Source organism: Mesorhizobium sp. CA13, from assembly GCF_020165235.1.
In the GTDB taxonomy this organism is placed as follows: Bacteria; Pseudomonadota; Alphaproteobacteria; order Rhizobiales; family Rhizobiaceae; genus Mesorhizobium.
The window spans coordinates 263837-289241 of record NZ_JAIUHS010000006.1; the positions used below are offsets into that span (position 1 = coordinate 263837).

Annotated in this window: 25 protein-coding genes; 22 read left to right on the top strand and 3 right to left on the bottom strand. The window is 63.5% G+C overall.

Translation table 11 applies throughout. From position 1 onward, the window contains the following. Positions 1-34 precede the first annotated feature (34 nt). The gene (locus LB566_RS17040) at positions 35-805 is read left to right on the top strand and encodes a sulfite exporter TauE/SafE family protein (RefSeq protein WP_224625229.1); all 771 of its coding nucleotides are present in this window, start codon (positions 35-37) and stop codon (positions 803-805) included. Positions 806-826: 21 nt separating this feature from the next. On the opposite strand, the gene LB566_RS17045 is transcribed toward LB566_RS17040, so the two are convergent. After that, positions 827-1378, bottom strand: coding sequence for a DUF2269 family protein (locus tag LB566_RS17045; protein WP_224625230.1), 552 nt, complete (start codon positions 1376-1378; stop codon positions 827-829). Positions 1379-1705: 327 nt separating this feature from the next. Between LB566_RS17045 and LB566_RS17050 the strand changes: the two genes are divergently transcribed. From LB566_RS17050 to ruvB, 5 genes are all read left to right on the top strand, one after another. Then, on the top strand, positions 1706-2086 hold the full coding sequence (locus LB566_RS17050; RefSeq protein WP_224625231.1) for a hypothetical protein: 381 nt from the start codon (positions 1706-1708) through the stop codon (positions 2084-2086). 383 nt (positions 2087-2469) lie between these two features. Next, complete coding sequence (locus LB566_RS17055) at positions 2470-3003, top strand: DUF1465 family protein (protein ID WP_140493205.1); 534 nt, start codon at positions 2470-2472, stop codon at positions 3001-3003. Positions 3004-3095: 92 nt separating this feature from the next. Beyond that, on the top strand, positions 3096-3635 hold the full coding sequence (gene ruvC, locus LB566_RS17060) for a crossover junction endodeoxyribonuclease RuvC (protein ID WP_224625232.1): 540 nt from the start codon (positions 3096-3098) through the stop codon (positions 3633-3635). Further along, a complete protein-coding gene (gene ruvA / locus LB566_RS17065; RefSeq protein WP_224625233.1) occupies positions 3632-4252 on the top strand; it encodes a Holliday junction branch migration protein RuvA in 621 nt (206 codons plus the stop codon). The genes ruvC and ruvA overlap by 4 nt, the downstream gene beginning before the upstream one ends. A gap of 43 nt (positions 4253-4295) precedes the next feature. Beyond that, positions 4296-5333, top strand: a complete 1038-nt coding sequence (gene ruvB / locus LB566_RS17070) for a Holliday junction branch migration DNA helicase RuvB (RefSeq protein WP_140493220.1) — start codon at positions 4296-4298, stop codon at positions 5331-5333. A 107-nt stretch (positions 5334-5440) separates the two neighbouring features. Here the strand turns inward: ruvB and LB566_RS17075 are convergent, their stop codons facing one another. After that, complete coding sequence (locus tag LB566_RS17075; RefSeq protein WP_224625234.1) at positions 5441-6691, bottom strand: glycoside hydrolase family 5 protein; 1251 nt, start codon at positions 6689-6691, stop codon at positions 5441-5443. A gap of 57 nt (positions 6692-6748) precedes the next feature. Between LB566_RS17075 and ybgC the strand changes: the two genes are divergently transcribed. From ybgC to ftsH, 11 genes are all read left to right on the top strand, one after another. Next, positions 6749-7219 (top strand): tol-pal system-associated acyl-CoA thioesterase, encoded by a 471-nt coding sequence (gene ybgC / locus LB566_RS17080; protein ID WP_140550851.1) that lies wholly within the window; start codon positions 6749-6751, stop codon positions 7217-7219. 268 nt (positions 7220-7487) lie between these two features. Then, positions 7488-8198 carry a protein TolQ gene (gene tolQ / locus LB566_RS17085; protein ID WP_140550852.1) on the top strand — a complete coding sequence of 237 codons (711 nt, stop codon included), beginning with the start codon at positions 7488-7490 and terminating at the stop codon, positions 8196-8198. Between the two features lie 11 nt (positions 8199-8209). Further along, positions 8210-8662: a protein TolR gene (tolR, locus tag LB566_RS17090; protein WP_140493239.1), complete on the top strand. Its 453-nt coding sequence runs from the start codon at positions 8210-8212 to the stop codon at positions 8660-8662. Positions 8663-8669: 7 nt separating this feature from the next. Continuing rightward, a complete protein-coding gene (locus tag LB566_RS17095) occupies positions 8670-9824 on the top strand; it encodes an energy transducer TonB (protein WP_140550853.1) in 1155 nt (384 codons plus the stop codon). 41 nt (positions 9825-9865) lie between these two features. After that, complete coding sequence (gene tolB / locus LB566_RS17100) at positions 9866-11176, top strand: Tol-Pal system beta propeller repeat protein TolB (protein ID WP_140566857.1); 1311 nt, start codon at positions 9866-9868, stop codon at positions 11174-11176. Between the two features lie 30 nt (positions 11177-11206). After that, positions 11207-11458 (top strand): four helix bundle protein, encoded by a 252-nt coding sequence (locus LB566_RS17105; protein WP_263498206.1) that lies wholly within the window; start codon positions 11207-11209, stop codon positions 11456-11458. Next, the gene (locus LB566_RS30370) at positions 11442-11585 is read left to right on the top strand and encodes a four helix bundle protein (RefSeq protein WP_263493246.1); all 144 of its coding nucleotides are present in this window, start codon (positions 11442-11444) and stop codon (positions 11583-11585) included. The genes LB566_RS17105 and LB566_RS30370 overlap by 17 nt, the downstream gene beginning before the upstream one ends. Before the next feature lie 230 nt (positions 11586-11815). Then, positions 11816-12322, top strand: a complete 507-nt coding sequence (gene pal / locus LB566_RS17110; protein WP_140550855.1) for a peptidoglycan-associated lipoprotein Pal — start codon at positions 11816-11818, stop codon at positions 12320-12322. 211 nt (positions 12323-12533) lie between these two features. Next, positions 12534-13652, top strand: a complete 1119-nt coding sequence (gene ybgF, locus LB566_RS17115; RefSeq protein ID WP_224625235.1) for a tol-pal system protein YbgF — start codon at positions 12534-12536, stop codon at positions 13650-13652. A 58-nt stretch (positions 13653-13710) separates the two neighbouring features. Continuing rightward, positions 13711-15069, top strand: coding sequence for a tRNA lysidine(34) synthetase TilS (gene tilS / locus LB566_RS17120; protein ID WP_318012856.1), 1359 nt, complete (start codon positions 13711-13713; stop codon positions 15067-15069). A 133-nt stretch (positions 15070-15202) separates the two neighbouring features. Continuing rightward, positions 15203-17128: an ATP-dependent zinc metalloprotease FtsH gene (ftsH, locus tag LB566_RS17125; RefSeq protein WP_140493260.1), complete on the top strand. Its 1926-nt coding sequence runs from the start codon at positions 15203-15205 to the stop codon at positions 17126-17128. A gap of 471 nt (positions 17129-17599) precedes the next feature. On the opposite strand, the gene LB566_RS17130 is transcribed toward ftsH, so the two are convergent. Continuing rightward, a complete protein-coding gene (locus LB566_RS17130; RefSeq protein WP_224625236.1) occupies positions 17600-18451 on the bottom strand; it encodes a hypothetical protein in 852 nt (283 codons plus the stop codon). 367 nt (positions 18452-18818) lie between these two features. Here LB566_RS17130 and glmM point away from each other — a divergent pair, with 367 nt between their 5' ends. From glmM to serA, 5 genes are all read left to right on the top strand, one after another. Further along, a complete protein-coding gene (gene glmM / locus LB566_RS17135; protein WP_140550858.1) occupies positions 18819-20171 on the top strand; it encodes a phosphoglucosamine mutase in 1353 nt (450 codons plus the stop codon). Positions 20172-20419: 248 nt separating this feature from the next. Next, positions 20420-21253: an outer membrane protein gene (locus LB566_RS17140; RefSeq protein ID WP_224625237.1), complete on the top strand. Its 834-nt coding sequence runs from the start codon at positions 20420-20422 to the stop codon at positions 21251-21253. Positions 21254-21438: 185 nt separating this feature from the next. Beyond that, entirely contained in the window at positions 21439-22203 is a 765-nt protein-coding gene (locus tag LB566_RS17145) for an outer membrane protein (RefSeq protein ID WP_224625238.1), read from the top strand. Positions 22204-22404: 201 nt separating this feature from the next. Then, positions 22405-23580 (top strand): phosphoserine transaminase, encoded by a 1176-nt coding sequence (locus LB566_RS17150; RefSeq protein WP_224625239.1) that lies wholly within the window; start codon positions 22405-22407, stop codon positions 23578-23580. Between the two features lie 160 nt (positions 23581-23740). After that, on the top strand, positions 23741-25339 hold the full coding sequence (gene serA / locus LB566_RS17155) for a phosphoglycerate dehydrogenase (protein WP_224625240.1): 1599 nt from the start codon (positions 23741-23743) through the stop codon (positions 25337-25339). The last annotated feature ends 66 nt before the right edge of the window (positions 25340-25405 follow it).

Genomic DNA, 25405 nt, shown 5'->3' on the forward strand with positions numbered 1-25405 from the left:
TGACGCGCTTTCCCTCCAGACCAGTCCCTCCTTCATGTCAGGCCTGCTTTCCGATCCGTGGTTCTATGCGGCCGCCGTCCCGGCGGTCATTCTGGTAGGCCTGTCCAAGGGCGGATTTGGCGGCGCGGTCGGTTTCGTCGGCGTGCCGCTGATGGCGCTGACCATGCCGCCGGTGCAAGCGGCGGCCATCCTGCTGCCCATCCTGTGCCTGATGGACATCGTTTCGGTATGGACGTGGTGGGGCGTCTATAACAGAAAGATGCTGGTCGACATGATGCCCGGCGCGGTGATCGGCATCGGTCTCGGTTGGCTGACGGCCGCACTGGTCACCGAGGAGGCGGTGCGGTTGATCGTCGGCGCCGTCGCCATCATTTTCGTGCTGCGCTGGCTCTATCTGAAGTACCGCCACGGCGCCGACCATGCGGCGCAGCCCAACCGCGTCGCCGCGGCCCTCTGGGGCACGGTCGCCGGCTTCACCAGCTTCGTCGCCCATGTCGGCGGCCCGCCCTTTCAGGTCTACGCACTGCCGATCCGGCTCGACCCGAAGGTGTTGTCCGGCACGGCGACGATCTTCTTTGCCGCCACCAACGCGCTGAAGCTCGTTCCCTATTTCGCGCTCGGCCAGTTCGACAGCACCAATCTGACCGCGTCGGCGGTGCTGATGCCGCTGGCGCCGCTATCCACCATCGCCGGCGCCTGGCTGGTGCGCCGCATGCGTCCGGAGATATTCTATCCCTTCACCTATGCGACGGTGGCCGTCGTCGCGGTGAAGCTTCTGTGGGACGGGATCGCCGGCCTGATGTAGCCGGGACCTTTTTCGCCTGCCTCAGGCGACGCCCGGCACCATGCGTCTTGGCCGGCCGAGCGCCAGGGTGGCGCCAGCCGCCAACACAAGCACCATGGCGGCAAGGACCGTGAAGTCGTCGATGGTCGGCTTCAGCACCATGTCGGCGATGATGACCAGCATCACCGAATAGTCGAAGCGCGCCGCCCAAAGGGTGCGCTGGCCATAGGCTAGGGCGGCCGGCGTCACGCCATCCCTGGCGATCATCGCGCCCATACGGTCGGCGCTCGGCTTGAAGACAAACATGCCGATCGAGAAGGTGGTGGCGTAGCCGGCAAGACCGATCAGGATCCACAATTGCGAGAAGCCGACCCAGAACCAGCACATGATCAGCCCGAAGGCCAGCGTCAGCATCGACATCGGCGCGAAGAAGCGGTTTCCCAATTCGCCCGTGGCCCGCATTGCCTGCAGCGTTCCCTGGATGTTTCCCGAGCGGTCGGCAAGCGTCGCCAGCACCATCAGCGCGAAGCCGCCGCCGACCCACAGGGTCGCCGAAAGTATGTGCAGCAATTTGACGATCGAATACCAATCCATGGCTGTCTCCCCGGTGCCCGATGTAGCGAAGGAAGCGAGCCGTCGCCCGCCCACCGCTTCGATGGCCAAGCGTTTATCGCCGCGCCTGTTTCGGAACGATGTCGTGAAAAAACCAGTTCTGTTTCAAATGCCGGCTAACGTAAGGAGCCGCTGATATTGCGAGCGCGCCTTCCGGTTTTCTGCTATTGTGAGTGGCGTCCGGGGGCGCGACATCGTCCAGAAACAGTGCCGATGCTAGTGCGCCCGCGCCGGGAGCCCGGTGGCGAGAGCAATCGCCTGACGATCAACCCTTTCCCGAACACGGGAAAGGCAACTCGGGGGAAAGATATGCAAGGGGTAGCACGGAATTTCTTCACGCTGGCCGTTATCTATGCGCTGTGCGGCATGGCGCTCGGCCTGTACATGGCGATCAGCCAGGACCATGGCCAGATGCCGACCCACGCCCATACGATGGTCGCTGGATGGCTGATGTCGGCGGTCTTCGCCTTCTTCTATCATCTGTTTCCGGCGGTCGGACAGAAGACGGTTGCCGTCGTTCACTTCTGGCTGACCGCAATCAGCGGCATGGGCCTTTTGATCGGGCTCTACTTCCTGCTTGGCGGCAATGCCGCGATCGAACCGCTGGTGGCGGCGTCTTCGATGGGTTTCTACGCGGCCTTGCTGCTGTTTGCCTTCATTGCCTTGCCGGCGGTCTGGAAAACGGCCTGAGTCGAGGCTCGGCACATCCTTCAGGAACTGTGCTGTTACGGCACAGTGGCACGGGGTTCGCTCAAAAAACATCGGCGCCGTTAAGAGTTCATTAAGCTTTACAGGCGTTTACTATGCGCATCCAGTGATCTGGATTCTTACCGAGTGGTTGGAGCCACTTTGTTTGACGCCTCCCTGTTAAACTCCTGAGAGCCGCCTTATCCGCGGCTCTTTTTTTGTCCGCTTTCCAGCGATACGGTCCGCACCGGATCGCGTTAACCTTCTGTTAAACATGTGCTTGCCTTCACCCCGGACGAAGCGCATTTTCAAGCTTCAGTTATGTAGGGTTCCGGGTGTATCGGCAGTAAGTCGAATCGGCCGGTTGCAAGTGCAGGGGCGTATCAATGAACGAGCCTTCGAAGGGCAGCGCGAAAACCGTCAAGCTGGCGGAACGTCGGGTCTTTTCGCACTCCTTCAAACCGCTCTACCAGGAAGGCATGGGGCTGGTCGAACAGGCGGCGGAGTATCTCGACGGCAAGGGCCGGGCCGAAGCCAAGAAGCTGTCGCGGCTGGCGGCTACGCTTTATGCGGCTGAATCGATGCGGCTAACCACGAGGCTGATGCAGGTCGCCTCGTGGCTGCTTCTGCAGCGCGCCGCGAATTCCGGCGAGATGACCCGTGACCAGGTCGCGTCGGAAAAGTCCAAGGTGCGCCTCGACACCGCCTCCGCCCATGACGAGGCGGCTGGCTGGGCCGAACTGCCCAAGGATTTCCTCGATCTCGTCAACCGGTCGCTGCGCCTGCAGGCACTGGTGCGCCGCATGGACGAGGAGATCTACGGCGCCGGCGCGGTGGTCGATATGCAGCCCATGAGCCGCCGGCCCAATCCGGTCTCGGACCAGATCAGCCTGCTCAATACGGCTTTCGCCCGCAACTAAGGGTGTCGGAGCATTTCTGGCCCAGCGGGCTGCTGTTTCCGGTTTGTTCACATTTCGCTGGCATCGCTGTCTCCGGGAGGTAGAGTAACCGGATGGGGGACGCGATTCGCATCATCGGTATCGATCCGGGGCTCAGGCGCACCGGCTGGGGCATTGTCGAAAGCCTCGGCAATTCGCTGCGCTTCGTCGCGTCCGGCACCGTGCGTTCCGAAGACAAGGCGGCGCTGGCAACGCGGCTGTGCCAGCTGCATGACGGGTTGGCTGGAATCCTGCATGCGGCCATGCCGCATGAGGCGGCCGTCGAACAGACCTTCGTCAACAAGGATGCGGTCGCGACGCTGAAGCTTGGCCAGGCGCGCGGCATCGCCATGCTGGTGCCGGCGCGCGCCGGCTTGGTCGTTGCCGAATATGCACCCAATGCCGTCAAGAAGGCGGTGATCGGCGTCGGCCATGGCGACAAGAAGCAGATCCACATGATGGTGAAGGTGCTGCTGCCGAAAGCGACCTTCGACACCGAACATGCCGCCGACGCGCTCGCCATAGCCATTTGCCACGCGCATCACCGGCAAAGCGTCGCCTATCTCCTGAAACGCACCCATGAGGGCCTATCTTCCATGAAAGATCTGGCATGATCGGCAAGCTCAAGGGTACGCTCGACGAGATCGAGGAGGACCACTGCCTCGTCGACGTGCATGGCGTCGGCTACGTCGCCTACTGCTCGGCGCGCACGCTTGCCGCGCTGCCTTCGCCCGGCGAAGCGGTGGTGCTGTTCGTCGAAACCTATGTGCGCGAGGACATGATCCGGCTCTACGGCTTCCAGTCGGTTCTGGAGCGTGAATGGTTCCGGCTGTTGATGAGCAATGTGCAGGGCGTCGGCGCCAAGGTGGCGCTGGCCATCCTGTCGACGCTGGCGCCGGCCGACCTTGCCAACGCGATCGCGCTGCGCGACATCGCCATGGTGTCCCGCGCGCCCGGCGTCGGCAAGAAAGTGGCCGAGCGCATCGTTACCGAATTGAAGAACAAGGCGCCGGCCTATGCCGGTGCCGCCTCGGGCACGATCGGCTTGAAGCAGGAGCTCGGCGAAGGCGCGGCAGCCGCGCCGATCACAGACGCGGTCTCGGCCCTGGTCAATCTCGGTTATTCCCGCGACACCGCCGCCAATGCGGTGGCGGCGGCACTGAAGACGGCGGGCGAGGAGGCGGACGCGTCGAAGCTGATTCGCTTCGGGCTCAAGGAACTGGCGCGGTGAGCGCACGCTTGTCCGGTTCCCGGCCATATGCAAGGAAGGCGGCATGAGCCTTTCCCCCCGTCTCATCGCTCCGGAAAAACGCGGCGAGGATGCCGATCAGAGTTTGCGGCCGCAGACGCTTGACGATTTCGTCGGCCAGGCGGCGGTGCGGGCCAACCTCAAAGTGTTCATCGAGGCCGCCAAGGGCCGCAAGGAAGCGCTCGACCATGTGCTGTTCGTCGGTCCTCCCGGGCTCGGCAAGACGACGCTGGCGCAGATCATGGCGCGCGAGCTCGGCGTCAACTTCCGCTCGACCTCCGGACCGGTCATCGCCAAGGCCGGCGATCTCGCCGCACTCTTGACCAATCTCGAGGAAGGCGACGTCCTGTTCATCGATGAGATCCACAGGCTGAACCCGGCGGTGGAAGAGATCCTCTATCCGGCGATGGAGGATTTCCAGCTCGACCTGATCATCGGCGAGGGCCCGGCGGCGCGCTCGGTCAAGATCGACCTTGCCCGTTTCACGCTGGTGGCCGCCACCACGCGGCTCGGCCTGCTCACCAATCCGCTGCGCGACCGCTTCGGCATCCCGGTGCGGCTCAACTTCTACACGGTCGAGGAACTGGAGCAGATCGTGCGGCGCGGCGCACGCATCCTGCAAATGCCGCTCGGCGATGACGGCGCGCTGGAGATCGCGCGGCGCGCGCGTGGCACGCCGCGCATCGCCGGCCGGCTGTTGCGCCGCGTGCGCGATTTCGCTTCGGTTGCCGGCGATGGTCATGTGAACCGCTTGATCGCTGACGAAGCCTTGACCCGGCTGGAGGTCGACGCGCTCGGCCTCGATGCGCTCGACCGCCGCTATCTTTCGATGATCGCGCGCAATTTCGGCGGCGGGCCGGTCGGCATCGAGACGATCGCCGCCGGCCTGTCCGAGCCGCGCGACGCCATCGAGGACATCATCGAGCCTTATCTCATCCAGCAGGGTTTCATCCAGCGCACGCCGCGCGGCCGGGTGCTGACGGCCAATGCCTGGCGCCATCTTGGCCTCGACGCGCCGAAGGACCTGGCGCAACAGCAGATCAACTTGTTTCAGGAAGAATAGCGGCCCCCGCGGCGGCGTTCGGACCGGCCATCGAGCGTCCGCGACAGCTTTGCGGCGTGCGACCGGAGATCTTGCTGATCGGTTCGGGCGGCGCGGAGCAACGGCGCTCAGTGAAGCGACCGGATCACGTTCATCACGTCGGGCTCGGCCTTGTCGCTATTGAAGGCGTCGACGATGCCGAAGGCGCCGCCGTAACTCCACGCCGACCAGGAGAAGCCGTGCGCCTCGGCGCGTGCGATCATGTCCCGGACATAGGCGGCGCGGTACCCGGCCGGCATCACATGGGGATTGCCGTATTCCTGGCGGATCATGCCGAACTCGCCCAACGTGACGTTTTCCGGCTTGATGCCGTTGGCCTTCGCCCAGGCATCGACGGCCTTGAATGGCGTATCCATGAGGCCAAGCAGCTTGGCGTCGGTGTCCATGCTGGCGACCTGCTCGTCGAGATAGGCAAGCAGGCCGCCCTGCCGTGCCCATGGCGCCTCGGCCTTGATCCTGGCGCGGATGGTGTCGAGCGTGACGTCGAGCTCAGCCCGCGGCACCGCGGTCAGCGGGTAGGGCAGGCCGGTCACATAGGGAATGAAATCGCCGGCCCAGGTCGCGCCCTGATGGGTAAGCAGGAACGGGTCGTAGGAGTGGAAGGTCCAGATGACGTTGTCGTCCGGAATCGCCTTCGGATCGATTTTTTCTAGCGACGACGCCGCGGAATAGCAGGCCCCGGTCAGCACAAGCGTCAATCTCGTCGCCGAAGAGCGCGCAGCGGCGAACAATCTCTGCTGGCGTTGCGGCCACAGGCTGGTGCCGTCGGCGTCGCAGTCGACGATCGGTTCGTTCATCGGCTCGAAGGCGACTTGCGCCGGATCTTCCCCGGCGAGCATGCGCGCCATCTTGCGCACCACCTCGACATAGGCAGCGAATGTCGCCGGGTTGTCCATCACCTCGGCCATACCGATCTTGCGCCCGCCGCCGGCGGGGATCAGGTGCATGTCGACGACAACCTTCAAGCCGGCGCGGTTGATCATGCGGACAGAGTCCAGCACGCTGGCATAGAGATCGTCGCGCAACGCCATAGTCTTTCCGGAGAGGAAGGGCGAAGGATCGACCGGCATGCGCAGGAAATCGAAGCCTGCATCCTTCAAGGCCTCCAGATCGTCGTCCTTGAGAAATTTGCGCCATTCCGGGTAGGGCAGGATGGCCTTGGCGTCGCCCCACCGGTCTTCGCCCGGCCAGGTCACCCACTGGTCGAGATTGAGCCCGCGCTTCATGGAGAAGGTCGCGGCCTGGCCAAGCCCGACCAGAGCCATTAGCACGAACAGCGCCGTCACCAAGGTCTTGATCATCGTCGTCAACAGTGCCATCCGATGCCATGTCACGCGCGGCACAGGTGCCTTGCCGCGACTGAAAAAGGAAGCGCAATGGACGATCATGGTGAATCCGCGACCTTGCTGGCGGGGATTTCCGGTGCGCTGACGGCGTTCGGCCACCGGCTGATGGCACGGGTCTACTATGCCGACACCGACTTCTCCGGCGTCGTCTACCACGCCCGCTATCTCGAATTCCTTGAGCGCGGCCGCTCCGACTATCTGAGGCTGAGCGGCGTGCACCACACCGAACTTGCCGATGGCAAGCATGGCGAAAGAATAGTCTGGGTGGTGCGCCGCATGGAGATCGACTTTCGCGTCCCGGCCCGCATGGACGACATCCTGACGATCGACACCCGGACCGAGGAAATCTCCGGCGCGCGCATCTTCATGGCGCAGCAGCTCAAGCGCGGCGACGAGGTGCTGGTCGAGGCCAGGGTCGAGGCGGCGATCATCGGCGAGAATGGCCGGCCACGCCGCTTCCCCAGGGAATGGATCGCAGCGTTCATGCCCAAGGCGGATTAAAGGGTCGGCTCCCTTGGTATCGCCAGCGCCGGCCTTGAAGCGCGGCAATGCGCCGCGCCTGATGGACTAACCCATCCTTAACCATAACGGTTCATGAAGAGATTGGTGAAGATTGGCGCTATCCAGCGCCTTCCTTTTACCAATATTTGCCCCGAAAAGGCCGCGAAAGGCATGGTTGGGGTTGTTCCGGTAGCTTCGTGCGAACCGACCACAAGGGATGCCAGGGGCCAGCCGCCAGCTTCGCCCGGAAAATCTTAAGGACGTTACGATGGAAAATATCGCACTCGCCGAACCGGGCGCGCAATTGTCGATTTGGGCGCTGTTCATGCAGGCCAGCTGGGTGGTCAAGCTGGTCATGATCGGGCTGCTCTGCGCCTCGGTCTGGACCTGGGCGATCATCGTCGACAAGCTCGTATCCTATGCCCGCATGCGGTTGGCGCTTAACCGGTTCGAGCAGGTGTTCTGGTCGGGGCAGTCGCTGGAGGAGCTTTACCGCACGCTTGCCGACCGCAAGACATCGGGCATGGGCGCCATCTTCGTCGCCGCCATGCGCGAGTGGAAGAAGAGTTTCGAGAAAGGCGCCAAGTCGCCGCTCGGCTTGCAAACCCGCATCGACAAGGCGATGGACCTGGCGCTGACCCGCGAGATGGAGAAGCTCGAAGGACGCCTCGGCTTCCTCGCCACGACGGGCTCGGCGGCCCCGTTCATCGGCCTGTTCGGCACCGTCATCGGCATCATGACGTCGTTCCAGGCGATCGCCGGCTCCAAGAACACCAGCCTGTCGGTGGTCGCGCCCGGCATCGCCGAGGCGCTGCTGGCCACCGCTATCGGCCTGCTCGCCGCCATTCCGGCGGTCATCGCCTACAACAAGCTGTCATCGGACGCGAGCAAGATCGCGGTGCGCATGGAAGGGTTCTCCGACGAGTTCTCCGCCATACTCTCGCGCCAAATCGATGAAAAAGTAGCGCCGAAGGCCTGAGGAGTAAGCCGATGGGAATGTCCGTAGGCATGGCTGGACGCGGCGGGCGCGGCCACAGGCGGCGCGGCCGCCATCATGGCCTTATCGCCGAAATCAACGTCACGCCGATGGTCGACGTGATGCTGGTCCTGTTGATCATCTTCATGGTCGCCGCCCCGCTTTTGACGGTCGGCGTGCCGATCGATCTGCCGGACACGCAGGCCAAGGCGATGAATGCCGACACGCAGCCGATCACCGTCTCGATCAATGCCGCCGGCCAGATCTATCTCCAGGAAACCGAAATCCCGATCGAGGAATTGGTGGCGAAGCTGCAGGCGATCTCGAAGACCGGCTATGACGAGCGCATTTTCATTCGCGGCGACAAGTCCACCGACTACGGCACGGCGATGAAGGTGATGGCCCGCATTTCGGCCGCCGGCTACAAGAATATCGGCCTGGTTTCACTGCAGGAACAGGATCAATAGAGCCACCATGAGGACCGGCCTCACCACATCGGTGATCATGCATGCGGCGCTGATTGGCTTCGGCCTGTTCACGCTGTCGGCACCGGCCGCGCTTCCGTCGGCCGATGTCGAATCGGTCGCTGTCGACATCGTTCCCATCGAAGCCACTGCCCAGGTGCTGCAGGGCGACAAGAAATCGGTGGTGCATGAAAAGCCGGCGCCCTTGCCCACGCAGCGTCCCGATGTGGTGCCGGATGCGCAGAAAGTCGGCGAGAACAGCGTCGATACCGACAAGCCCATAACGCCCGAGGCCAAGCCGAAGCCGGTCGACATGACGTCGGCCCCGCCGCCGGCGCCAACGCCGATCGAAAAGCCGAAGACCGAGGACGTGCCGAAGCCGCAGGAAAAGCCGAAGCCGACGCCGGCCACGGAAGTGGCTCCCGCGCCGCAGCCCAAGGAAGAGGTCAAGCCCGAGCCGGTCAAGCAGACCGAGCCCAAGCCGACGCCGGCCAAGGAGCCGACACCGGCGCCGCCACAGGACAAGACCGCGGCCATCGAGCCGACGCCCGAGGTGAAGCCGGACGCGGTCGCCCAGGCGATCGCCAAGGACCAGCCTGACGATGCCCAGCTGCCGGACTCCGCGCCCGCGCCGCAGGCGCGGCCGAAGCCGCAGCCGGCACAGGCCGAAAGCGCCAAGGCGCCGGAGCGCAAGGACGCCGACAAGCCGGTCAAGGAGGCTTCGTCCAAGCCGAAGTCGGATGACAAGCAGTTCAATTCCGACGAGATCTCGGCCCTGCTGGACAAGCAGAAGCCGTCCGGCGGCGGCGCCAAGCGTTCGACACAGCAGGCTTCGCTCGGCGGCGAGAAGGACCAGGGCCAGAAGCTGTCGAGATCAGAACTGGGCGCCTTGTCGGATCAGCTTGGCGGTTGCTGGACGTTGCCGGCGGGGCTGGAGGGCTCGGAGAATTTCGTCGCCGTGGTCATGTTCAATCTCGACCCCTCGGGCAAGCTGGATGGCCGGCCCACCGTCGAGAAATCGAGCGGAAACCGGCAGTTCGATGAAAGCGCCGTGCGTGCGGTTCAGAAATGCAACATGGCCGGCCTTCAAGTTCCGGCGGGCAAACAGGACATCTGGGCCCAGGTCCGTGTCACTTTCGATCCGAGGGAAATGCTTGGCCTTTGAGGCCTGCCCTCCGCAGAATCAGCGAAGAGAAGCGAGAAGACATGAAATTCATCCTCAAGCCGCTCCTGATGGTCGCGACAATAGCGCTGGGCTCGATGGCTGGCGCCGTTATGCCTGCATGGGCGCTCGTCGAGATCAACGTCAACAAGGGCAATGTCGAGCCGCTGCCGATCGCCATCACCGATTTCCAGTCGGGCGACGGGCTTGGCGCGCAGATTTCCGGCATCGTCACCGCCGACCTGAAGCGCTCGGGCCTGTTCGCACCGATCGACAAAAGCGCCTTCATCGAGAAGATCGCCAATCCTGACGCAGCGCCTCGCTTCGACGACTGGAAGGTGATCAATGCCCAGGCGCTGGTCACCGGCAGCGTCAGCAAGGAGGCCGACGGGCGCATCCGCGCGCAGTATCGGCTGTGGGACACGTTCGCGGGCCAGCAGATGTCGGGCGAACAATTCTTCGCCAACGACGCCAATCAGCGACGTGTCGCTCACATCATCGCCGATGCCATCTACGAGCGGCTGACCGGCGAGAAGGGCTATTTCGACACGCGCGTCGTGTTCATCGACGAGTCCGGCGCCAAGAACGCGCGCAAGAAGCGCCTTGCCATCATGGACCAGGACGGCGCCAATGTGCGCTATCTCTCGGACGGCCGGGCGATCGTCTTGACGCCGCGCTTCTCGCCGAACCGGCAGGAGATCACCTACATGTCCTATGAGAGCGGCCAGCCGCGGGTGTATCTCCTGCAGATCGAGACCGGCCAGCGCGAACTCGTCGGCAATTTTCCGGGCATGACGTTTGCGCCGCGCTTTTCGCCCGATGGCCAGAAGGTGATCATGAGCCTGCTGCGCGACGACGGCAATTCCAACATCTTCGCGATGGACCTCAGGAGCCGCTCGACGACCCGGCTCACCAACTCGACCGCCATCGACACCTCGCCATCTTATTCGCCCGACGGCAGCAAGGTGGTGTTCACCTCCGACCGCGGCGGCCGCGCGCAGATCTACGTGATGGGCGCCGACGGTTCCGGCCAGACCCGCATCTCCTTCGGCGACGGCGTCTATTCGACGCCGGTGTGGTCGCCGCGCGGCGACCTCATCGCCTTCACCAAGCAGACCGGCGGCGAATTCCAGATCGGCGTCATGAAGACCGACGGTTCGGGCGAGCGCATCCTGTCTTCCGGCTTCCAGCAGGAAGGGCCGACCTGGGCGCCGAACGGGCGCGTGCTGATGTTCTTCCGCGATTCCGCCGGCGGCCCGAAACTGGTTTCCGTCGATCTCACCGGCCGCAACGAGCAGTCGATCCCGACCGCGAACTTTGCCTCCGACCCGGCTTGGTCACCGCTGCTGGAGTGAGAGAGAATTGAAGAATTGAAGAATTGAAGAATGGGGAGAGAAGCGGGCTACATCAAGCGGGCGAGGGATTTGGACGTTTATAGGCGCGCTTATGCGGTTTCCCTCGACGTCCACAAAGCCACGCTTGTTTTTCCGAAAATGGAACAATACGCGTTGGCTGACCAAATGCGGCGATCCAGCAAGGCGATTTGTGCCAATCTGGCCGAGGGATTTGCCAAAACAGACCCATTCCAGGCCCGAGTTTGCACGGTTCATTTCTATGGCCATGGGATCATGCAGTGAAGTAGAGACATGGATTTCGTACGCGTCCGACCTTGGCTACATCACGCAAGCACAACGCGATGAATGGCTGCAATCCTATGTCCATATCTACGGAATGCTGGTGAATCTGAGGGAGAAGTTGAAATGACCCGTTTCTTCAATTCTTCAGTTCTTCAATTCCTATTTCCACCCTTTGTCGCGTTTTAGCCGCATTTCCGCCTACGGTCCGCGCTCAATGTCGCCCCTGGTCAAGCGTTGGGCGCAATGGCTGCGGACGGCAGCCTAACCAAATTTTAACCGTGTTTCTTGAAAGCCGGTTAACCCAAACGTGGTTACTGGGTGATCAACGAAATCACTCGAATGCGAAGGAGAGGCGGCATGAGCCGTATCGCAGCACTTACCAGAAACCCCGTCATGATCGCGCTGGTGGCGATGCTCGCCATCGCCGGTTGCGCTTCGAAGAAGACCCCCAACAGCGCCGCGGATCTCGGCCTCAGCGGCGCCGGTGCCGCAACGCCCGGATCGGCGCAGGACTTCACCGTCAATATCGGCGACCGCATCTTCTTCGACACGGACTCCTCCTCGATCCGCGCCGACGCCCAGACGACGCTGTCGCGCCAGGCGCAGTGGCTTAACCAGTACAAGCAGTATGCGATCGTCATAGAAGGTCATGCCGATGAGCGCGGCACACGCGAATACAATCTGGCGCTCGGTGCCCGCCGCGCCGCCGCCACGCGCGACTTCCTGGTCTCCAAGGGCGTCTCAGCCAACCGCCTGAAGACCATTTCCTACGGCAAGGAACGGCCGGTCGCGGTGTGCGACGACATCTCCTGCTGGTCGCAGAACCGCCGGGCGGTCACCACGCTCAGCGGCGCCGGTTCCTGACATTTTCGCGCCTCAAGGGACGCGCGAAAAACACGACCGGCAAAAATGCAACACAGGTTTGCGAAAGGCGGCTGAAAGGCCGCCTTTTTCATGTTTGGTCCCTTCAAACAAAATTTGGCCGAAGTCTCGCGTCCTGCTATGAGCCGAGGGCGCTTGGCTGGTCCCATACCGATTGGAAGGCGCGAACAAGCTAACATACGGCGAGAGGCATATGCATTTGAGATCGGTTCTGAGCGGCACGCTTGCGCTGCTGCTCCTTTCAGGCGTCACCGCGATGGCGGGTGGCTTAGGGAGTGATGGCACGGGACGGCCAGCCGACAGCGGCTTTTCGTTCCATCTGCCCAGCATCGAGCTGCCTGGCATCTTCGGCGAGAAGAAGAAGCCGGACCAGGTTCAGTTCGCGCAGCAGTCGACCGGCACAGGCGCCACCGGGCTCGAGGACCAGCTGCGCCAGATGAACGGCAAGATCGAGGAGCTCAACTTCCAGATACTGCAGATGCAGGAGCAGATCCGCAAACAGCAGGAAGACAACGAATTTCGCTTCCAGCAGCTCGAGGGCGGCACGCAAGGCGTACAGCAGCCGGCCGGACAGAAGAAGTCGCAGGCCGCGCCCGACAGCGACGGCAGCGTGGCCGAGGCGCCGGCGACGCAACCGCCTGCCGGGGCCGGCAATCGGGCAGCGGCCAGCCAGTCGGCTGGCGGCGGCCAGAGCGTCGAGGACGTCATCGTCGAATCCTCCGACGGCGGACCGGGCAAGGTGATCCCCGGAACGGGAGCGCCCGAAAAGACCTTCGGCAGCATCACCGTCGACAAGAACGGCAATGTGGTCGATGCCGGCGGCAGCACGCAGGCGACAGCCCCGGCGCAGAATGTCGCTCCAGCCACCGGCGCTCCGGCCAAGAGCGGCAGGTCCGACGGCACGGTGGTTGCGGCGCTGCCTTCCACGAACGATCCCGAGGAGCTCTACCGCAACTCCTACCAATTCATCCTGTCGGGCGATTACGGCACCGCCGAACAGGGTTTTCGCGACCACATCGCGCGTTTTCCCCGTGACGCCAAAACGGCGGATGCGCACTACTGGCTGGGCGAATCGCTGCTTGGCCAGCAGAAATACCGCGATGCCGCGGAGGTCTTCCTCGCCGCCAGCAAGGACTATCCCAAGGCCAAGAAGGCCCCCGACATGCTGCTGAAGCTCGGCGTGTCGCTGGTCGGCCTCAAGCAGCACGACGTGGCCTGCGCCACCTTCAGCGAGGTCGGCAAGCGCTACCCCGACATTTCCAACACGCTCAAGGAACGCGTGAAGCAGGAAAAGGCCCTGGCGGCGTGCTAGCCCTTCTCCTGCCTGCCGTTGCCCTGCCCCCGGAGCCGTGTTCGGGTGACATGCATTGATGCTCGACACCGAGCCTGATCTTTCGAAAGACCTTTTTTCGCACATCGACTTTACCAGCGGCGCCGTTGCGGCCGTATCAGGCGGCAGCGACTCGACCGCCTTGCTTCTCCTTCTCAAACGACATCTCGACCGAACCGCGCCGTCCGCGAAGCTGCTGGCGGTGACGATCGACCACGGCTTGCGGCAGGGCGCGGCGGCCGAAGCGGAAGCGGTGGCCAGGCTGTGCGCCGCGCACGCCATCGCGCACCGCATCGTCGCCTGGTCCGGACGCAAGCCCTCGACCGGGCTGCCGGCCGCCGCGCGGGAGGCGCGCTACCGGCTGCTGGCCGAGGCGGCGCGGGCGGAGGGCCTCGGCCTGATCGTGACCGGTCATACAGCGGACGACCAGGCCGAGACGGTGCTGATGCGGCAAGTCCGAGGCAAGGGCGCCAGCGAGGAAGGGCGCGGCCTTGCCGGCATGGCACCGGCCACCTTGCACGACTGGCACGAATGGATCGTGCGGCCGCTCCTTGGCATTCGGCGCGCGGCCCTGCGCGACTTCCTGCGGCGCGAGCATGTCGGCTGGGCCGAGGACCCGACCAATGCCGACGCGGCCTTCGAGCGACCGCGCATGCGCGCGGCACTGGCCGGCGCGGACGGCGCGCAGCGCATCGATGACGCATTGACGCTGGCGGCGCGCGAGAGCGAGGCGCGCAGCCGGCTTGGCGTCCGCGCCGCGGATTTGATCGCGCGCCTCGCCAGTCGGCCGGCGCCGGGTCTTGTCCGCCTCGATCCGACCCTGCTTTCGGCCGGCGACGATCCGGCGGCCGTCTATGCGCTGCGCATCCTCCTTGCCACAAGCGGGGGCGTCGAGTTTCTGCCGGACCAGGCGCGATGCGAGGCGCTGTTCGGTAGGCTGAAGGCTGGATTTCTTTGCGCCACATTGTCGCGGACGGTGGTCGATTCCAGGCGCGCCGGCATCTTTCTGCGCCGCGAGGCGCGAGGCTTGCCGCCCGCGGTCGCGGCCACCGGTGGACTGCTCTGGGACGGCCGCCGGCACATCACGTTGGTTGACGGCGGCAGTGCATTGTTGATCGCGCCGTTCGGGGCAGCGGCGGCGAAGCGTCTGGCGATCGCGGAAGGCGAGACGCCGTGCAGCCTCGTGCGCGCCGCGCTGGCCTGCGAGCCGGCATCGCGGCAAGCTGTTGAAAACCCTGGCCTGCCTCGGGGTGGGCAGGCGTCGCCGGGGTTCACGGCACAGGCCGTCGTTGCGCCCTTTGCCCGCTTCCTGCCGTCCTTCGACCTGGCGCCGGCGCGGGCCGTCGCCGAATTGATCGGCGCGCCGTTGCTTCCCGCCCCGCCTTTCAACCGGCCATAGCGCCGGTCGGCCATGGGCGAAAGCTTAACCCAGACGTGCTGTTCTGCTTGGCAAGGGGGGGCGCTCTCCCTATGTTAGGCTCAAGTTTCCTCTCACGACGCGTGTCCGCCCGCGGACGCCAACGGGACAATTGATGAATCCGAACTATCGCAACCTCGCGCTCTGGGCGATCATAGCGGTCCTGCTCATCGCCCTCTTCAATCTGTTCCAGACGCCGCAGACGCGTGGGGCTTCGAGCGATGTGCCTTATTCGCAGTTCCTGCAGGATGTCGCGGCGGGCCGGGTCAAGACGGTGACCATCGCCGGCGCCCGCATCTCCGGCACCTACACCGACAATTCGAGCGGCTTCCAGACCTATTCGCCCGGCGATCCGTCGCTGGTCTCGCGGCTGCAGGACAAGAACGTCACCATCAATGCGCGGCCAGAGACCGACGGTTCCAACTCGCTGTTCGGATACCTGATCTCGTGGCTGCCGATGATCCTGATCCTCGGCGTCTGGATATTCTTCATGCGCCAGATGCAGTCCGGCTCCGGCCGCGCCATGGGCTTCGGCAAGTCCAAGGCCAAGCTTCTGACCGAGGCGCATGGCCGCGTCACCTTCCAGGACGTCGCCGGCGTCGACGAGGCCAAGGAAGACCTGGAGGAGATCGTCGAGTTCCTGCGCGATCCGCAGAAATTCCAGCGGCTCGGCGGCAAGATCCCGCGCGGCGTGCTCTTGGTCGGCCCTCCGGGAACCGGCAAGACGCTGCTCGCCCGCTCGGTCGCCGGCGAGGCCAACGTGCCGTTCTTCACCATTTCGGGTTCGGACTTCGTCGAGATGTTCGTCGGCGTCGGCGCATCCCGTGTGCGCGACATGTTCGACCAGGCCAAGAAGAACGCGCCCTGCATCATCTTCATCGACGAAATCGACGCGGTCGGCCGCCATCGCGGCGCCGGCCTGGGCGGCGGCAATGACGAGCGCGAGCAGACGCTGAACCAGTTGCTGGTCGAGATGGACGGCTTCGAGTCCAACGAAAGCATCATCCTGATCGCCGCCACCAACCGGCCCGACGTGCTCGACCCGGCACTGCTGAGGCCCGGCCGTTTCGACCGCCAGGTGGTGGTGCCGAACCCCGACATCGTCGGACGCGAGAAGATCCTGAAAGTGCATGTGCGCAACGTGCCGCTGGCGCCCAATGTCGACCTCAAGGTCGTCTCCCGCGGCACGCCGGGCTTTTCCGGCGCCGATCTGATGAACCTCGTCAACGAAGCCGCCCTGATGGCGGCGCGGCGCAACAAGCGCCTCGTCACCATGGCCGAGTTCGAGGACGCCAAGGACAAGATCATGATGGGCGCCGAGCGCCGCTCCTCGGCGATGACCCAGGCCGAGAAGGAGTTGACCGCCTATCACGAGGCCGGTCACGCCATACTGGCGCTCAACGTGCCGTCGGCCGACCCGCTGCACAAGGCGACCATCATTCCGCGCGGCCGCGCGCTCGGCATGGTCATGCAGCTGCCGGAAGGCGACCGCTATTCGATGAGCTACAAGTACATGATCTCACGGCTTGCCATCATGATGGGCGGCCGCGTCGCCGAGGAGTTCAAGTTCGGCAAGGAGAACATCACGTCGGGCGCTTCCTCCGATATCGAGCAGGCGACCAAGCTGGCGCGCGCCATGGTCACGCGCTGGGGCTTCTCCGACAAGCTCGGCCATGTCGCCTATGGCGACAATCAGGAGGAAGTGTTCCTCGGTCATTCGGTGGCGCGCACGCAGAACATTTCGGAAGAGACCGCGCAGATCATCGACGCCGAAGTGCGCCGCCTGATCGACGAGGCCTATTCGACCGCGAGGTCGGTGCTGACCAAGAAGAAGAAGGAATGGATCGCGCTGGCACAGGGCCTGCTCGAATACGAGACCCTGTCGGGCGACGAGATCAAGCAGCTGATCGCCGGCGAGAAGCCCGCGCGCGACCTTGGCGACGACACGCCGCCGAGCCGTGGTTCGGCCGTGCCGAAGTCGGGCCGCCGCAAAAAGGGCCCCGAGCCCGAAGGCGGCATGGAACCGCAGCCGTCGAGCTGAACCCGGCCAACAATTGAGAAACGCCGCGGTTCGACCGCGGCGTTTCTGTTTGGGGCAGGCTGCCGAGTTTCTCCGTGGCCTGCGCCTGCAAGGTTGGTCGGGTGATTGGCGGAAGCCGGCGTGACAGCCAATCTTCCCACTTTGTGGAAGGTGCCCGGCAGCTCAGAGGGGCAGCGTCCGCCGACAAATCGAGGTTAAGCCTTCCGGGCTGCGGGAGGGTCTCTCTTGCCGTTCGATTCCTCGAGCCACCTCGCCCAGCTTTTCGTGAATGCAAGGCAACCTAGCCGGGAGCAGGCAACGATCCCTCGTGCCCCCCCTGGCCTGCCGGCCATCTCCTCCACGTGGGGAGATGGCCGCGTCGCCGACAGCGCGCCTCTCATCAGCACACTGGGATCCTGCTGAAGCCGCGGGCAAAAAAGCCCGCGAACCTTGCGGCTCGCGGGCTTTACTTTCCTCAAATAGTGCTGTCGCTCAGCTCTTCAGCTTGGCATTGCACAGGCTGTAGAAGCCGCCGCCCTTCTGGATCCACTTCAAGCCGCCAAGCGTGTTGGCGTCCTTGTTGGCATAGTACTGCTGGAGGCAGGTATGCATGCGGGCCTTGGCCGGGGTTTCGGTGGCGAATTTCGGCGAGATCGCGGTCGGGAAACTCACGCCCTTCGGCGCAGCGACAGTCGGTTTTGCCGGCTCCTTGGTGTAGGTCGCCTCTGTTGGAGCCGGGACGGTGTCATCGTCCGAGGCGCCGGCGCCGCATTCGGCCTTGCGGAAGTCGTTCCACTTCATGCCGTTGAGCGTATTGGCGGTCTTGGCCGCCTGGTACTTGCTGCTGCATTCGGCCATGCTCAGGCCCTTGCCCGCGCTGTCGGTCGCCGCAGCCGTGGTTGCCGCCTTGGTGGTCGCCGGCTTGGTGGCGGCGGCAGCGGATGCGCCGGCGCCGCATTCGCTCTTGCGGAAGTCGTTCCACTTCATGCCGTTGAGCGTGCCGGCAGCCTTGGCCGCCTGGTACTTGGTGCTGCATTCCTTTGCGGTCAGGCCTTTCGCTCCGTCGTCGGCGGCGGCGGCCGCAGCCTTGGTCGCCTTGGCCGGCTTCGTATCGGCCGCCTTGGTGTCCGCTGCCTTGGCGTCGGGCTTGGCCGCCGCGGCGGCATCAGTACCGCACTGCGCCTTGCGGAACTGGTTCCAGGTCTGGCCGGCAAGTGTTCCCGCGTCCTTGGCCGCGTTATACTTGGTGCTGCACTCGGCCATCGTCAGCGCGTTGGCTGGCGCGGCCAGGAATAACGTCGCGACCGCAAGGCCGGTCAAAGTGGCAAGTCGGTGGATGAGCATGGCGTTTCTCCGTTGCAGCAGCCCATTATACGTCCCTGCAAATCAATAACGCTCAACGGTCGGTTGCGCCAGATGCTAAGTGGCGTATACATCGCCGAAACCCGCTTCTGCCGACAAGGTAATGAAATCGTTGCCTGTTGCCGGCTCGAAGACAAGAATTTGCGGGTAAATCCATGTCGAATGGTCCAGAGGCATGGTATATTGTGGCAAGGCAGCGCCATCACGCTAGGTTGCGTCAGTCTGTGTGCAATGCACAACAAGGGTTTTCTAATGGATTGGTAACAGATAATTACGAAATGTGATCGTAGTGCGCCGGCCAATTATGGCATGACGTACCGGGCAGGAACCACCGGGGACACTGACTAGCATGGCAGGAAATTATTTCGGCACGGACGGTATTCGCGGGCGCGCCAACAAGTTTCCGATGACGGCGGAAATCGCGATGAGGGTCGGCATGGCGGCCGGCCTGTCCTTCCAGCGCGGCAGCCATCGTCACCGTGTGGTGCTCGGCAAGGACACCAGACTTTCCGGCTACATGATCGAGAACGCCATGGTGGCGGGCCTCTGCGCCGCCGGCATGGATGTGTTCCTGCTCGGCCCCATCCCGACGCCGGCGGTAGCCATGCTGGTGCGTTCGCTGCGCGCCGATATCGGCGTCATGATCTCGGCCTCGCACAATCCTTATTACGACAATGGCATCAAGCTGTTCGGTCCGGACGGTTACAAGCTCTCCGACGAGATCGAAGAGCGCATCGAGAGCATGCTGGACAAGGATATCGAACTGGCCCTCGCCGATTCCGACGGGCTTGGTCGCGCCAAGCGCGTCGATGGCGTGCATGACCGCTATATCGAGTTTGCAAAGCGCACCTTGCCGCGTTCGATGTCGCTTTCAGGTTTGAGGATCGTCGTCGATTGCGCCAATGGCGCTGCCTACAAGGTTGCCCCCGAGGCGCTTTGGGAGCTGGGCGCCGAAGTGGTGGCCATCAATGTCGAGCCCAACGGCTTCAACATCAACAAGGAATGCGGCTCGACCCATCCGGCGGGCCTGCAGAAGAAGGTGCACGAGGTGCGCGCCGACATCGGCATCGCGCTCGACGGCGATGCCGACCGTGTCGTCATCGTTGACGAGAACGGCGCGATCGTCGACGGCGACCAGATCATGGCAATGATCGCCGAGTCCTGGCACCAGAGCGGGCGGCTTGCCGGCGGTGGGGTCGTTTCGACGGTCATGTCCAATCTCGGCCTCGAACGCTTCCTCGGCGACATGAAACTGCAATTGCACCGCACCAAGGTCGGCGACCGCTATGTCGTGGAACATATGCGCGCGCATGGGCTCAATGTCGGCGGCGAGCAGTCGGGCCACATCGTGCTGTCGGACTTCTCGACCACGGGCGACGGCCTGGTTTCGGCGCTGCAGGTGTTGGCCTGCATCAAGCGACAGGGCCGGCCAGTCAGCGAATTGTCGAAGAAGTTCGAGCCGGTGCCGCAACTCCTGAAGAACGTCCGCATCGCCGGCGGCAAGCCGCTCGAGGCAGCTCCGGTCAAGGCTGCGATCGAGGACGCCCGTCAACGCCTCGGCAAGGCGGGGCGGCTCGTCATCCGGCCGTCCGGCACCGAGCCGCTGATCCGTGTCATGGCCGAGGGCGACGACCCGCAACTGGTCGAGGCCGTCGTCAACGACATCGTCGAGGTCATCTCGGAAACACGCAGCGCCGCCTGATCTCAGGCGCATCCGGAGGGCGCGACGCCGCTCTGATTGCTTCGAAGCCCGCCGGTCCGGCGGGCTTTTGTTTGCCTGCGGAACTGGCTCGAGACGCGTGGAACCATCCGAATTCCTCAAATGCTGGAGATTCTTGGTTAATAGACAGGGTTAAATGCCTTTTAACCTTTGCTATTCATTATCCACGCCTGAAAGCCAATCTCATTCGGACGCGACCGCTGTTCCGAGGGTTTCTAGGGGTGACAAGCATGTTCAATACAGCAAGAAAGGCCCTGTTCGCCGCGCTGTTCGCGGGCCTGGCATGGCCGGTGTTCGCGGCCGACCTTCCGGAGCCGATGGTCGAAGAGGCACCGCCGCCGGTATACGAGCAGCCGGTCGATGTCGGCGGCTGGTACATTCGCGGCGATCTCGATTACCGCAAGTCGAAAGTGCGCGGCATCGATTACACGACCTACACCATCGATCCCTGTAATTGTAACGTCATTCCGGGCGACAGGAGCTTCGATTTCGGCAAGCTCAAGGGCGGCTTCTCGCTCGGCGCCGGCGTCGGCTACAAGATCAACGATCATTTTCGTACGGATTTGACCGCCGATTACTGGTTCAAGTCGAACTTCGACGGCGGAACGTCGGACGCTTTCTCGACGTCGACCGAAGTGTCGAAAATGAGCGCCTTGCTGCTGCTGGCCAACGCCTATGTCGATCTCGGCACCTATCACGGCATCACGCCCTATGTCGGCGCCGGCATCGGCGGCGCGCATGTCAGATGGGACGATGTCAGGGACCCGAACACCACCGAGTTCAACCCCGGTGCGAAAAGCTGGCGCTTTGCCTACGCGCTCATGGCCGGCGCTTCCTACTGTCTGACCGACAAGCTGATCCTGGACGCGGGTTATCGCTACAGCCACATCCAGGGCGGCCGCATGTTCGAGTGGGATATCAGCAGCGCCGGGCCGGGCTTCGACCGCGGCATCGACACGCATGAGGTGCGCGGCGGCCTGCGTTACCAGTTCGGCGGCAACAACGGTTGCGCCGCGCCGACGGTGGCCTATCAGCCCGAACCGGAGCCGATCTACACCAAGTAACATCCGACCATCCAACGGTCCGAAACCGCCCGGCATCAGCCGGGCGGTTTTCGTTTGTCGGGCTGCCCGAAAATCAATTCGCTAACGCTCTGTTAGCCTTAACCCCGACTTAACCACTATGGTTAACAATGCTTCCTGAAACGATGGCTGCCGTCTGGTGGCGCCGAAATCGGGAGCAGGGGATCATGAAACTCATATCGCGTATGGCGCCGGCGCTTGCCACATTCGCCATCATGCCGCTGACGCCTGCGCTGGCCGCCGACTATGATCCGCCGGTCTATGTCGACCAGGCGCCCGACTACGTGCCGGTCGAGGTCGGCTCGGGCTGGTATCTGCGCGGCGATGTCTCCTACCTGGTAGAGAAGAGCTTCAAGAATGAGGATTTCGCCTTCACGCCGGCGAGCTTCGACAACAAGGAAGACCCGATCTTCGCCAGCATCGGCTTCGGCTACCACTTCAACGACTATCTGCGCGCCGATCTCAATCTGGGTTATCTGCCCGGCAACAAGATCGGCATTGGCTATGACGATTCAGCGACTGCGGCAGAGGCGACCCTGGCGTCGGCGTCCCTGAAGAATTATGCCTTTTCAGGCATGCTCAACGGCTATGTCGACCTTGGTACCTATGTCGGCATAACACCCTATCTCGGCGCCGGCATCGGCATCGTCAGGAGCACGCACAAGCTCTCGGCGAGCTATTTCACCGACAATGGCGATCCAACCGACGACTTCGGCCTGAGTGACGACAAGACCAAGTATTCCTTCGCATATACGCTGAATGCCGGCCTTGCCTATCAGGTGTCGAAGAATGTTTCCGTCGATCTCGGCTACCAGTATTTCTCGGCGCCCGACGCTGAATATGTGACGGCCGAGAGCCTGACCTCGTTTCCGGTCCACAAGGGAATCAGCAATCATCAGGTCAAGCTCGGGCTACGCTACGATCTCTGGTAGCAGGCTGGCATACATGAACCTTGGCGGCGAATCTCTTCGGTCCGCCGTTTGGGTTTGAAGCTCACGAGATCCTGATCGCGATCGCCAGTATCCTGCCCGCGACAAAAACTTTCCCCTTGACGCCTGAAGCCCGAGCGCATATCGCCGTCCGTGGGCCACCCCTCCCCAACGAGGGGCCACTATCTGGAAGGATAGACCACGATGACGACGCATACGAAGCCCGGACTCCGTCCGGCAAACCCCAACTTTTCCTCAGGTCCCTGTGCGAAACGTCCCGGCTGGTCGGTCGAGGCGCTGAAAGCTGCCGCGCTCGGCCGTTCCCATCGCGCCAAGATCGGCAAGACCAAGCTCGAACAGGCGATCGCGCTGACACGCGAAATTCTCCAGGTTCCTGCCGATTACCGCATCGGCATCGTGCCGGCGTCCGACACAGGCGCCGTCGAGATGGCGCTTTGGTCGCTGCTGGGCGAGCGCGGCGTCGACATGGTCGCCTGGGAGAGTTTCGGCTCCGGCTGGATCACCGACGTGGTCAAGCAGTTGAAGCTTGCCGATGTGCGCAAGCTCGAGGCCGGTTACGGCGAACTGCCGGATCTCGGCAGGATCGATTTCGACCGCGACGTGGTCTTCACCTGGAACGGCACGACTTCGGGCGTGCGCGTGCCGAACGGCGATTTCATCCCGGCCGGCCGCAAGGGTCTGACCATATGCGACGCGACGTCGGCCGCCTTCGCGCAGAAGCTCGATTTCGAGAAACTCGATGTCGTGACCTTCTCCTGGCAGAAGGTGCTGGGCGGCGAAGGCGCGCATGGCATGCTGATCCTGTCGCCCCGCGCCGTCGAGCGGCTGGAGAGCTATAAGCCTGCATGGCCGCTGCCGAAGATCTTCCGCCTGACCTCGGGCGGCAAATTGATCGAAGGCATCTTCAAGGGCGAAACCATCAACACGCCGTCGATGCTGTGCGTCGAGGACTATCTCGACGCGCTAAACTGGGCGAAATCGATTGGCGGCCTCGATGCGCTGGTTGCCAGGGCCGACGCCAACGCGGCCGTGCTCGACCGTTTCGTCGCGAAATCCTCCTGGCTTGGCCATCTCGCCGTAGAGCCGGCGACGCGGTCGAACACGTCCGTCTGCCTGTCCTTCACCGACGGGCAAGTCGCTGCACTCGATGCCGACGCACAGGCGGTCTTCGCCAAGGGTCTGGTTTCAGCGCTCGACAAGGAAGGTGTCGCCTATGACATCGGTTCCTATCGCGACGCGCCGCCTGGCCTGCGCATCTGGTGCGGCGCAACGGTCGAGACCTCCGATCTCGAAGCGCTGCTGCCCTGGCTCGACTGGGCCTTCGCCGCGCAGAAGGCGTCGCTGAAAGCAGCGGCCTGAAACTCGAACGGTATCATTTTCTGGAACAGCCCTCATCCGGCCGCTTCGTGGCCACCTTCTCCCACAAGGGGAGAAAGGCAGGCGCCTGACATTCTCCCCTTGTGGAGAAGGTGCCTGAGCCAAGCGAAGGCGGGTGGGGCAAGCAACAAGGACCAATCCCATGCCTCGCGTTCTCGTCTCGGATAAACTTTCCACCACCGCCGTTCAGATCTTCAGGGATCGCGGCGTCGAGGTCGACTATCTTCCAGATCTCGGCAAGGACAAGGAAAAGCTGCTTGAAGTGATCGACCAGTATGACGGCCTCGCCATCCGCTCGGCGACCAAGGTCACCGAGAAGCTGATCAATGCCGCCACCAGGCTCAAGGTCGTCGGCCGCGCCGGCATCGGCGTCGACAATGTCGACATACCGGCGGCCAGCCGCAAGGGCATTATCGTGATGAACACGCCGTTCGGCAATTCGATCACGACGGCCGAGCATGCGGTGGCGATGATCTTCGCGCTCGCCCGCCAGATCCCGGAAGCCAACGCCTCGACGCATGCAGGCAAATGGGAAAAGAACCGCTTCATGGGCGTCGAGATCACCGGCAAGACGCTCGGCGTCATCGGCTGCGGCAATATCGGCTCGATCGTCGCCACGCGCGGCGTCGGCCTGAAGATGCATGTCGTCGCTTTCGATCCATTCCTGTCGGACAAACGCGCCGAGGAACTCGGCGTCGACAAGGTTGAACTGGACGAGCTCTTCGCGCGCGCGGACTTCATCACGCTGCACACGCCGCTGACCGACAAGACGCGCAACATCATCGATGCCGCCGCGATCGCCAAGATGAAGGACGGCGTGCGCATCATCAATTGCGCCCGTGGCGGGCTGGTCGTCGAAGCCGACCTGGTGGCGGCGCTGAAGAGCGGCAGGGTGGCCGGCGCCGGCATCGACGTGTTCGAGTCCGAGCCGGCCGAACAGAACGCATTGTTCGGCATGGAGAATGTGGTGGCCACACCCCATCTCGGCGCCTCGACGGCGGAGGCGCAGGAGAATGTCGCGCTACAGGTCGCCGAACAGATGGCCGACTACCTGATCAAGGGCGCCGTCTCGAATGCCATCAACATGCCGTCGATCACCGCGGAGGAAGCGCCGCGGCTCAAACCCTTCGTCAAGCTTGCCGAAGTGCTTGGCGCCTTTGTCGGCCAGGTAACCGAGGATCCGATCAAGGAGGTGGAAATCCTGTTCGACGGCTCGACCGCGACGATGAATACGCGCGCGCTGATCAGCGCGGCCCTTGCCGGGCTGATCCGGCCGCAGGTCGCCGACGTCAACATGGTGTCGGCGCCGATCATGGTGAAGGAGCGCGGCATCATCGTTGCCGAGGTCAAGCGCGACAAATCGGGCGTGTTCGACGGCTATATCAAGCTGACGGTCAAGACCGAGCATATGACGCGCTCGATCGCCGGCACTTGCTTCTCCGACGGCAAGCCGCGCTTCATCCAGATCAAGGGCATCAATCTCGATGCCGAGGTCGGCCAGCACATGCTCTACACGACCAATGCCGACGCCCCGGGCATTATCGGCCTGCTCGGCACGGTGTGCGGCGAGAACGGCGTCAACATCGCCAACTTCCAACTCGGCCGCAACCGGCCGGGGGGCGATGCCATCGCACTGCTCTATCTCGACGCGCCGTTCCCGGAAAACGTGCTGGAGCAGGTGCGGGCGCACAAATCGATCGATTCGGCCAAGCGGCTGCAGTTCGACGTCGGCGGGGTGTAAGGCTTGTCCCGCAACTGCACGATCGCGACGCTCCGCGTACCGGCCAGACAAGAGCGTTTTCGGCAT

Coding starts and splice junctions, on each gene's coding strand:
- serA (WP_224625240.1), top strand. CDS start 23,741: ATGCCTCGCGTTCTCGTCTCGGATAAACTTTCCACCACCGCCGTTCAG.
- tolB (WP_140566857.1), top strand. CDS start 9,866: ATGAAATTCATCCTCAAGCCGCTCCTGATGGTCGCGACAATAGCGCTG.
- LB566_RS17095 (WP_140550853.1), top strand. CDS start 8,670: ATGAGGACCGGCCTCACCACATCGGTGATCATGCATGCGGCGCTGATT.
- tilS (WP_318012856.1), top strand. CDS start 13,711: ATGCTCGACACCGAGCCTGATCTTTCGAAAGACCTTTTTTCGCACATC.
- ybgC (WP_140550851.1), top strand. CDS start 6,749: ATGGACGATCATGGTGAATCCGCGACCTTGCTGGCGGGGATTTCCGGT.
- tolQ (WP_140550852.1), top strand. CDS start 7,488: ATGGAAAATATCGCACTCGCCGAACCGGGCGCGCAATTGTCGATTTGG.
- ruvA (WP_224625233.1), top strand. CDS start 3,632: ATGATCGGCAAGCTCAAGGGTACGCTCGACGAGATCGAGGAGGACCAC.
- LB566_RS17040 (WP_224625229.1), top strand. CDS start 35: ATGTCAGGCCTGCTTTCCGATCCGTGGTTCTATGCGGCCGCCGTCCCG.
- LB566_RS17145 (WP_224625238.1), top strand. CDS start 21,439: ATGAAACTCATATCGCGTATGGCGCCGGCGCTTGCCACATTCGCCATC.
- LB566_RS17050 (WP_224625231.1), top strand. CDS start 1,706: ATGCAAGGGGTAGCACGGAATTTCTTCACGCTGGCCGTTATCTATGCG.
- LB566_RS30370 (WP_263493246.1), top strand. CDS start 11,442: ATGGGATCATGCAGTGAAGTAGAGACATGGATTTCGTACGCGTCCGAC.
- LB566_RS17045 (WP_224625230.1), bottom strand. CDS start 1,378: ATGGATTGGTATTCGATCGTCAAATTGCTGCACATACTTTCGGCGACC.
- ruvC (WP_224625232.1), top strand. CDS start 3,096: ATGGGGGACGCGATTCGCATCATCGGTATCGATCCGGGGCTCAGGCGC.
- tolR (WP_140493239.1), top strand. CDS start 8,210: ATGGGAATGTCCGTAGGCATGGCTGGACGCGGCGGGCGCGGCCACAGG.
- LB566_RS17140 (WP_224625237.1), top strand. CDS start 20,420: ATGTTCAATACAGCAAGAAAGGCCCTGTTCGCCGCGCTGTTCGCGGGC.
- pal (WP_140550855.1), top strand. CDS start 11,816: ATGAGCCGTATCGCAGCACTTACCAGAAACCCCGTCATGATCGCGCTG.
- LB566_RS17075 (WP_224625234.1), bottom strand. CDS start 6,691: ATGGCACTGTTGACGACGATGATCAAGACCTTGGTGACGGCGCTGTTC.
- ftsH (WP_140493260.1), top strand. CDS start 15,203: ATGAATCCGAACTATCGCAACCTCGCGCTCTGGGCGATCATAGCGGTC.
- LB566_RS17130 (WP_224625236.1), bottom strand. CDS start 18,451: ATGCTCATCCACCGACTTGCCACTTTGACCGGCCTTGCGGTCGCGACG.
- LB566_RS17055 (WP_140493205.1), top strand. CDS start 2,470: ATGAACGAGCCTTCGAAGGGCAGCGCGAAAACCGTCAAGCTGGCGGAA.
- ybgF (WP_224625235.1), top strand. CDS start 12,534: ATGCATTTGAGATCGGTTCTGAGCGGCACGCTTGCGCTGCTGCTCCTT.
- LB566_RS17105 (WP_263498206.1), top strand. CDS start 11,207: ATGGGGAGAGAAGCGGGCTACATCAAGCGGGCGAGGGATTTGGACGTT.
- glmM (WP_140550858.1), top strand. CDS start 18,819: ATGGCAGGAAATTATTTCGGCACGGACGGTATTCGCGGGCGCGCCAAC.
- ruvB (WP_140493220.1), top strand. CDS start 4,296: ATGAGCCTTTCCCCCCGTCTCATCGCTCCGGAAAAACGCGGCGAGGAT.
- LB566_RS17150 (WP_224625239.1), top strand. CDS start 22,405: ATGACGACGCATACGAAGCCCGGACTCCGTCCGGCAAACCCCAACTTT.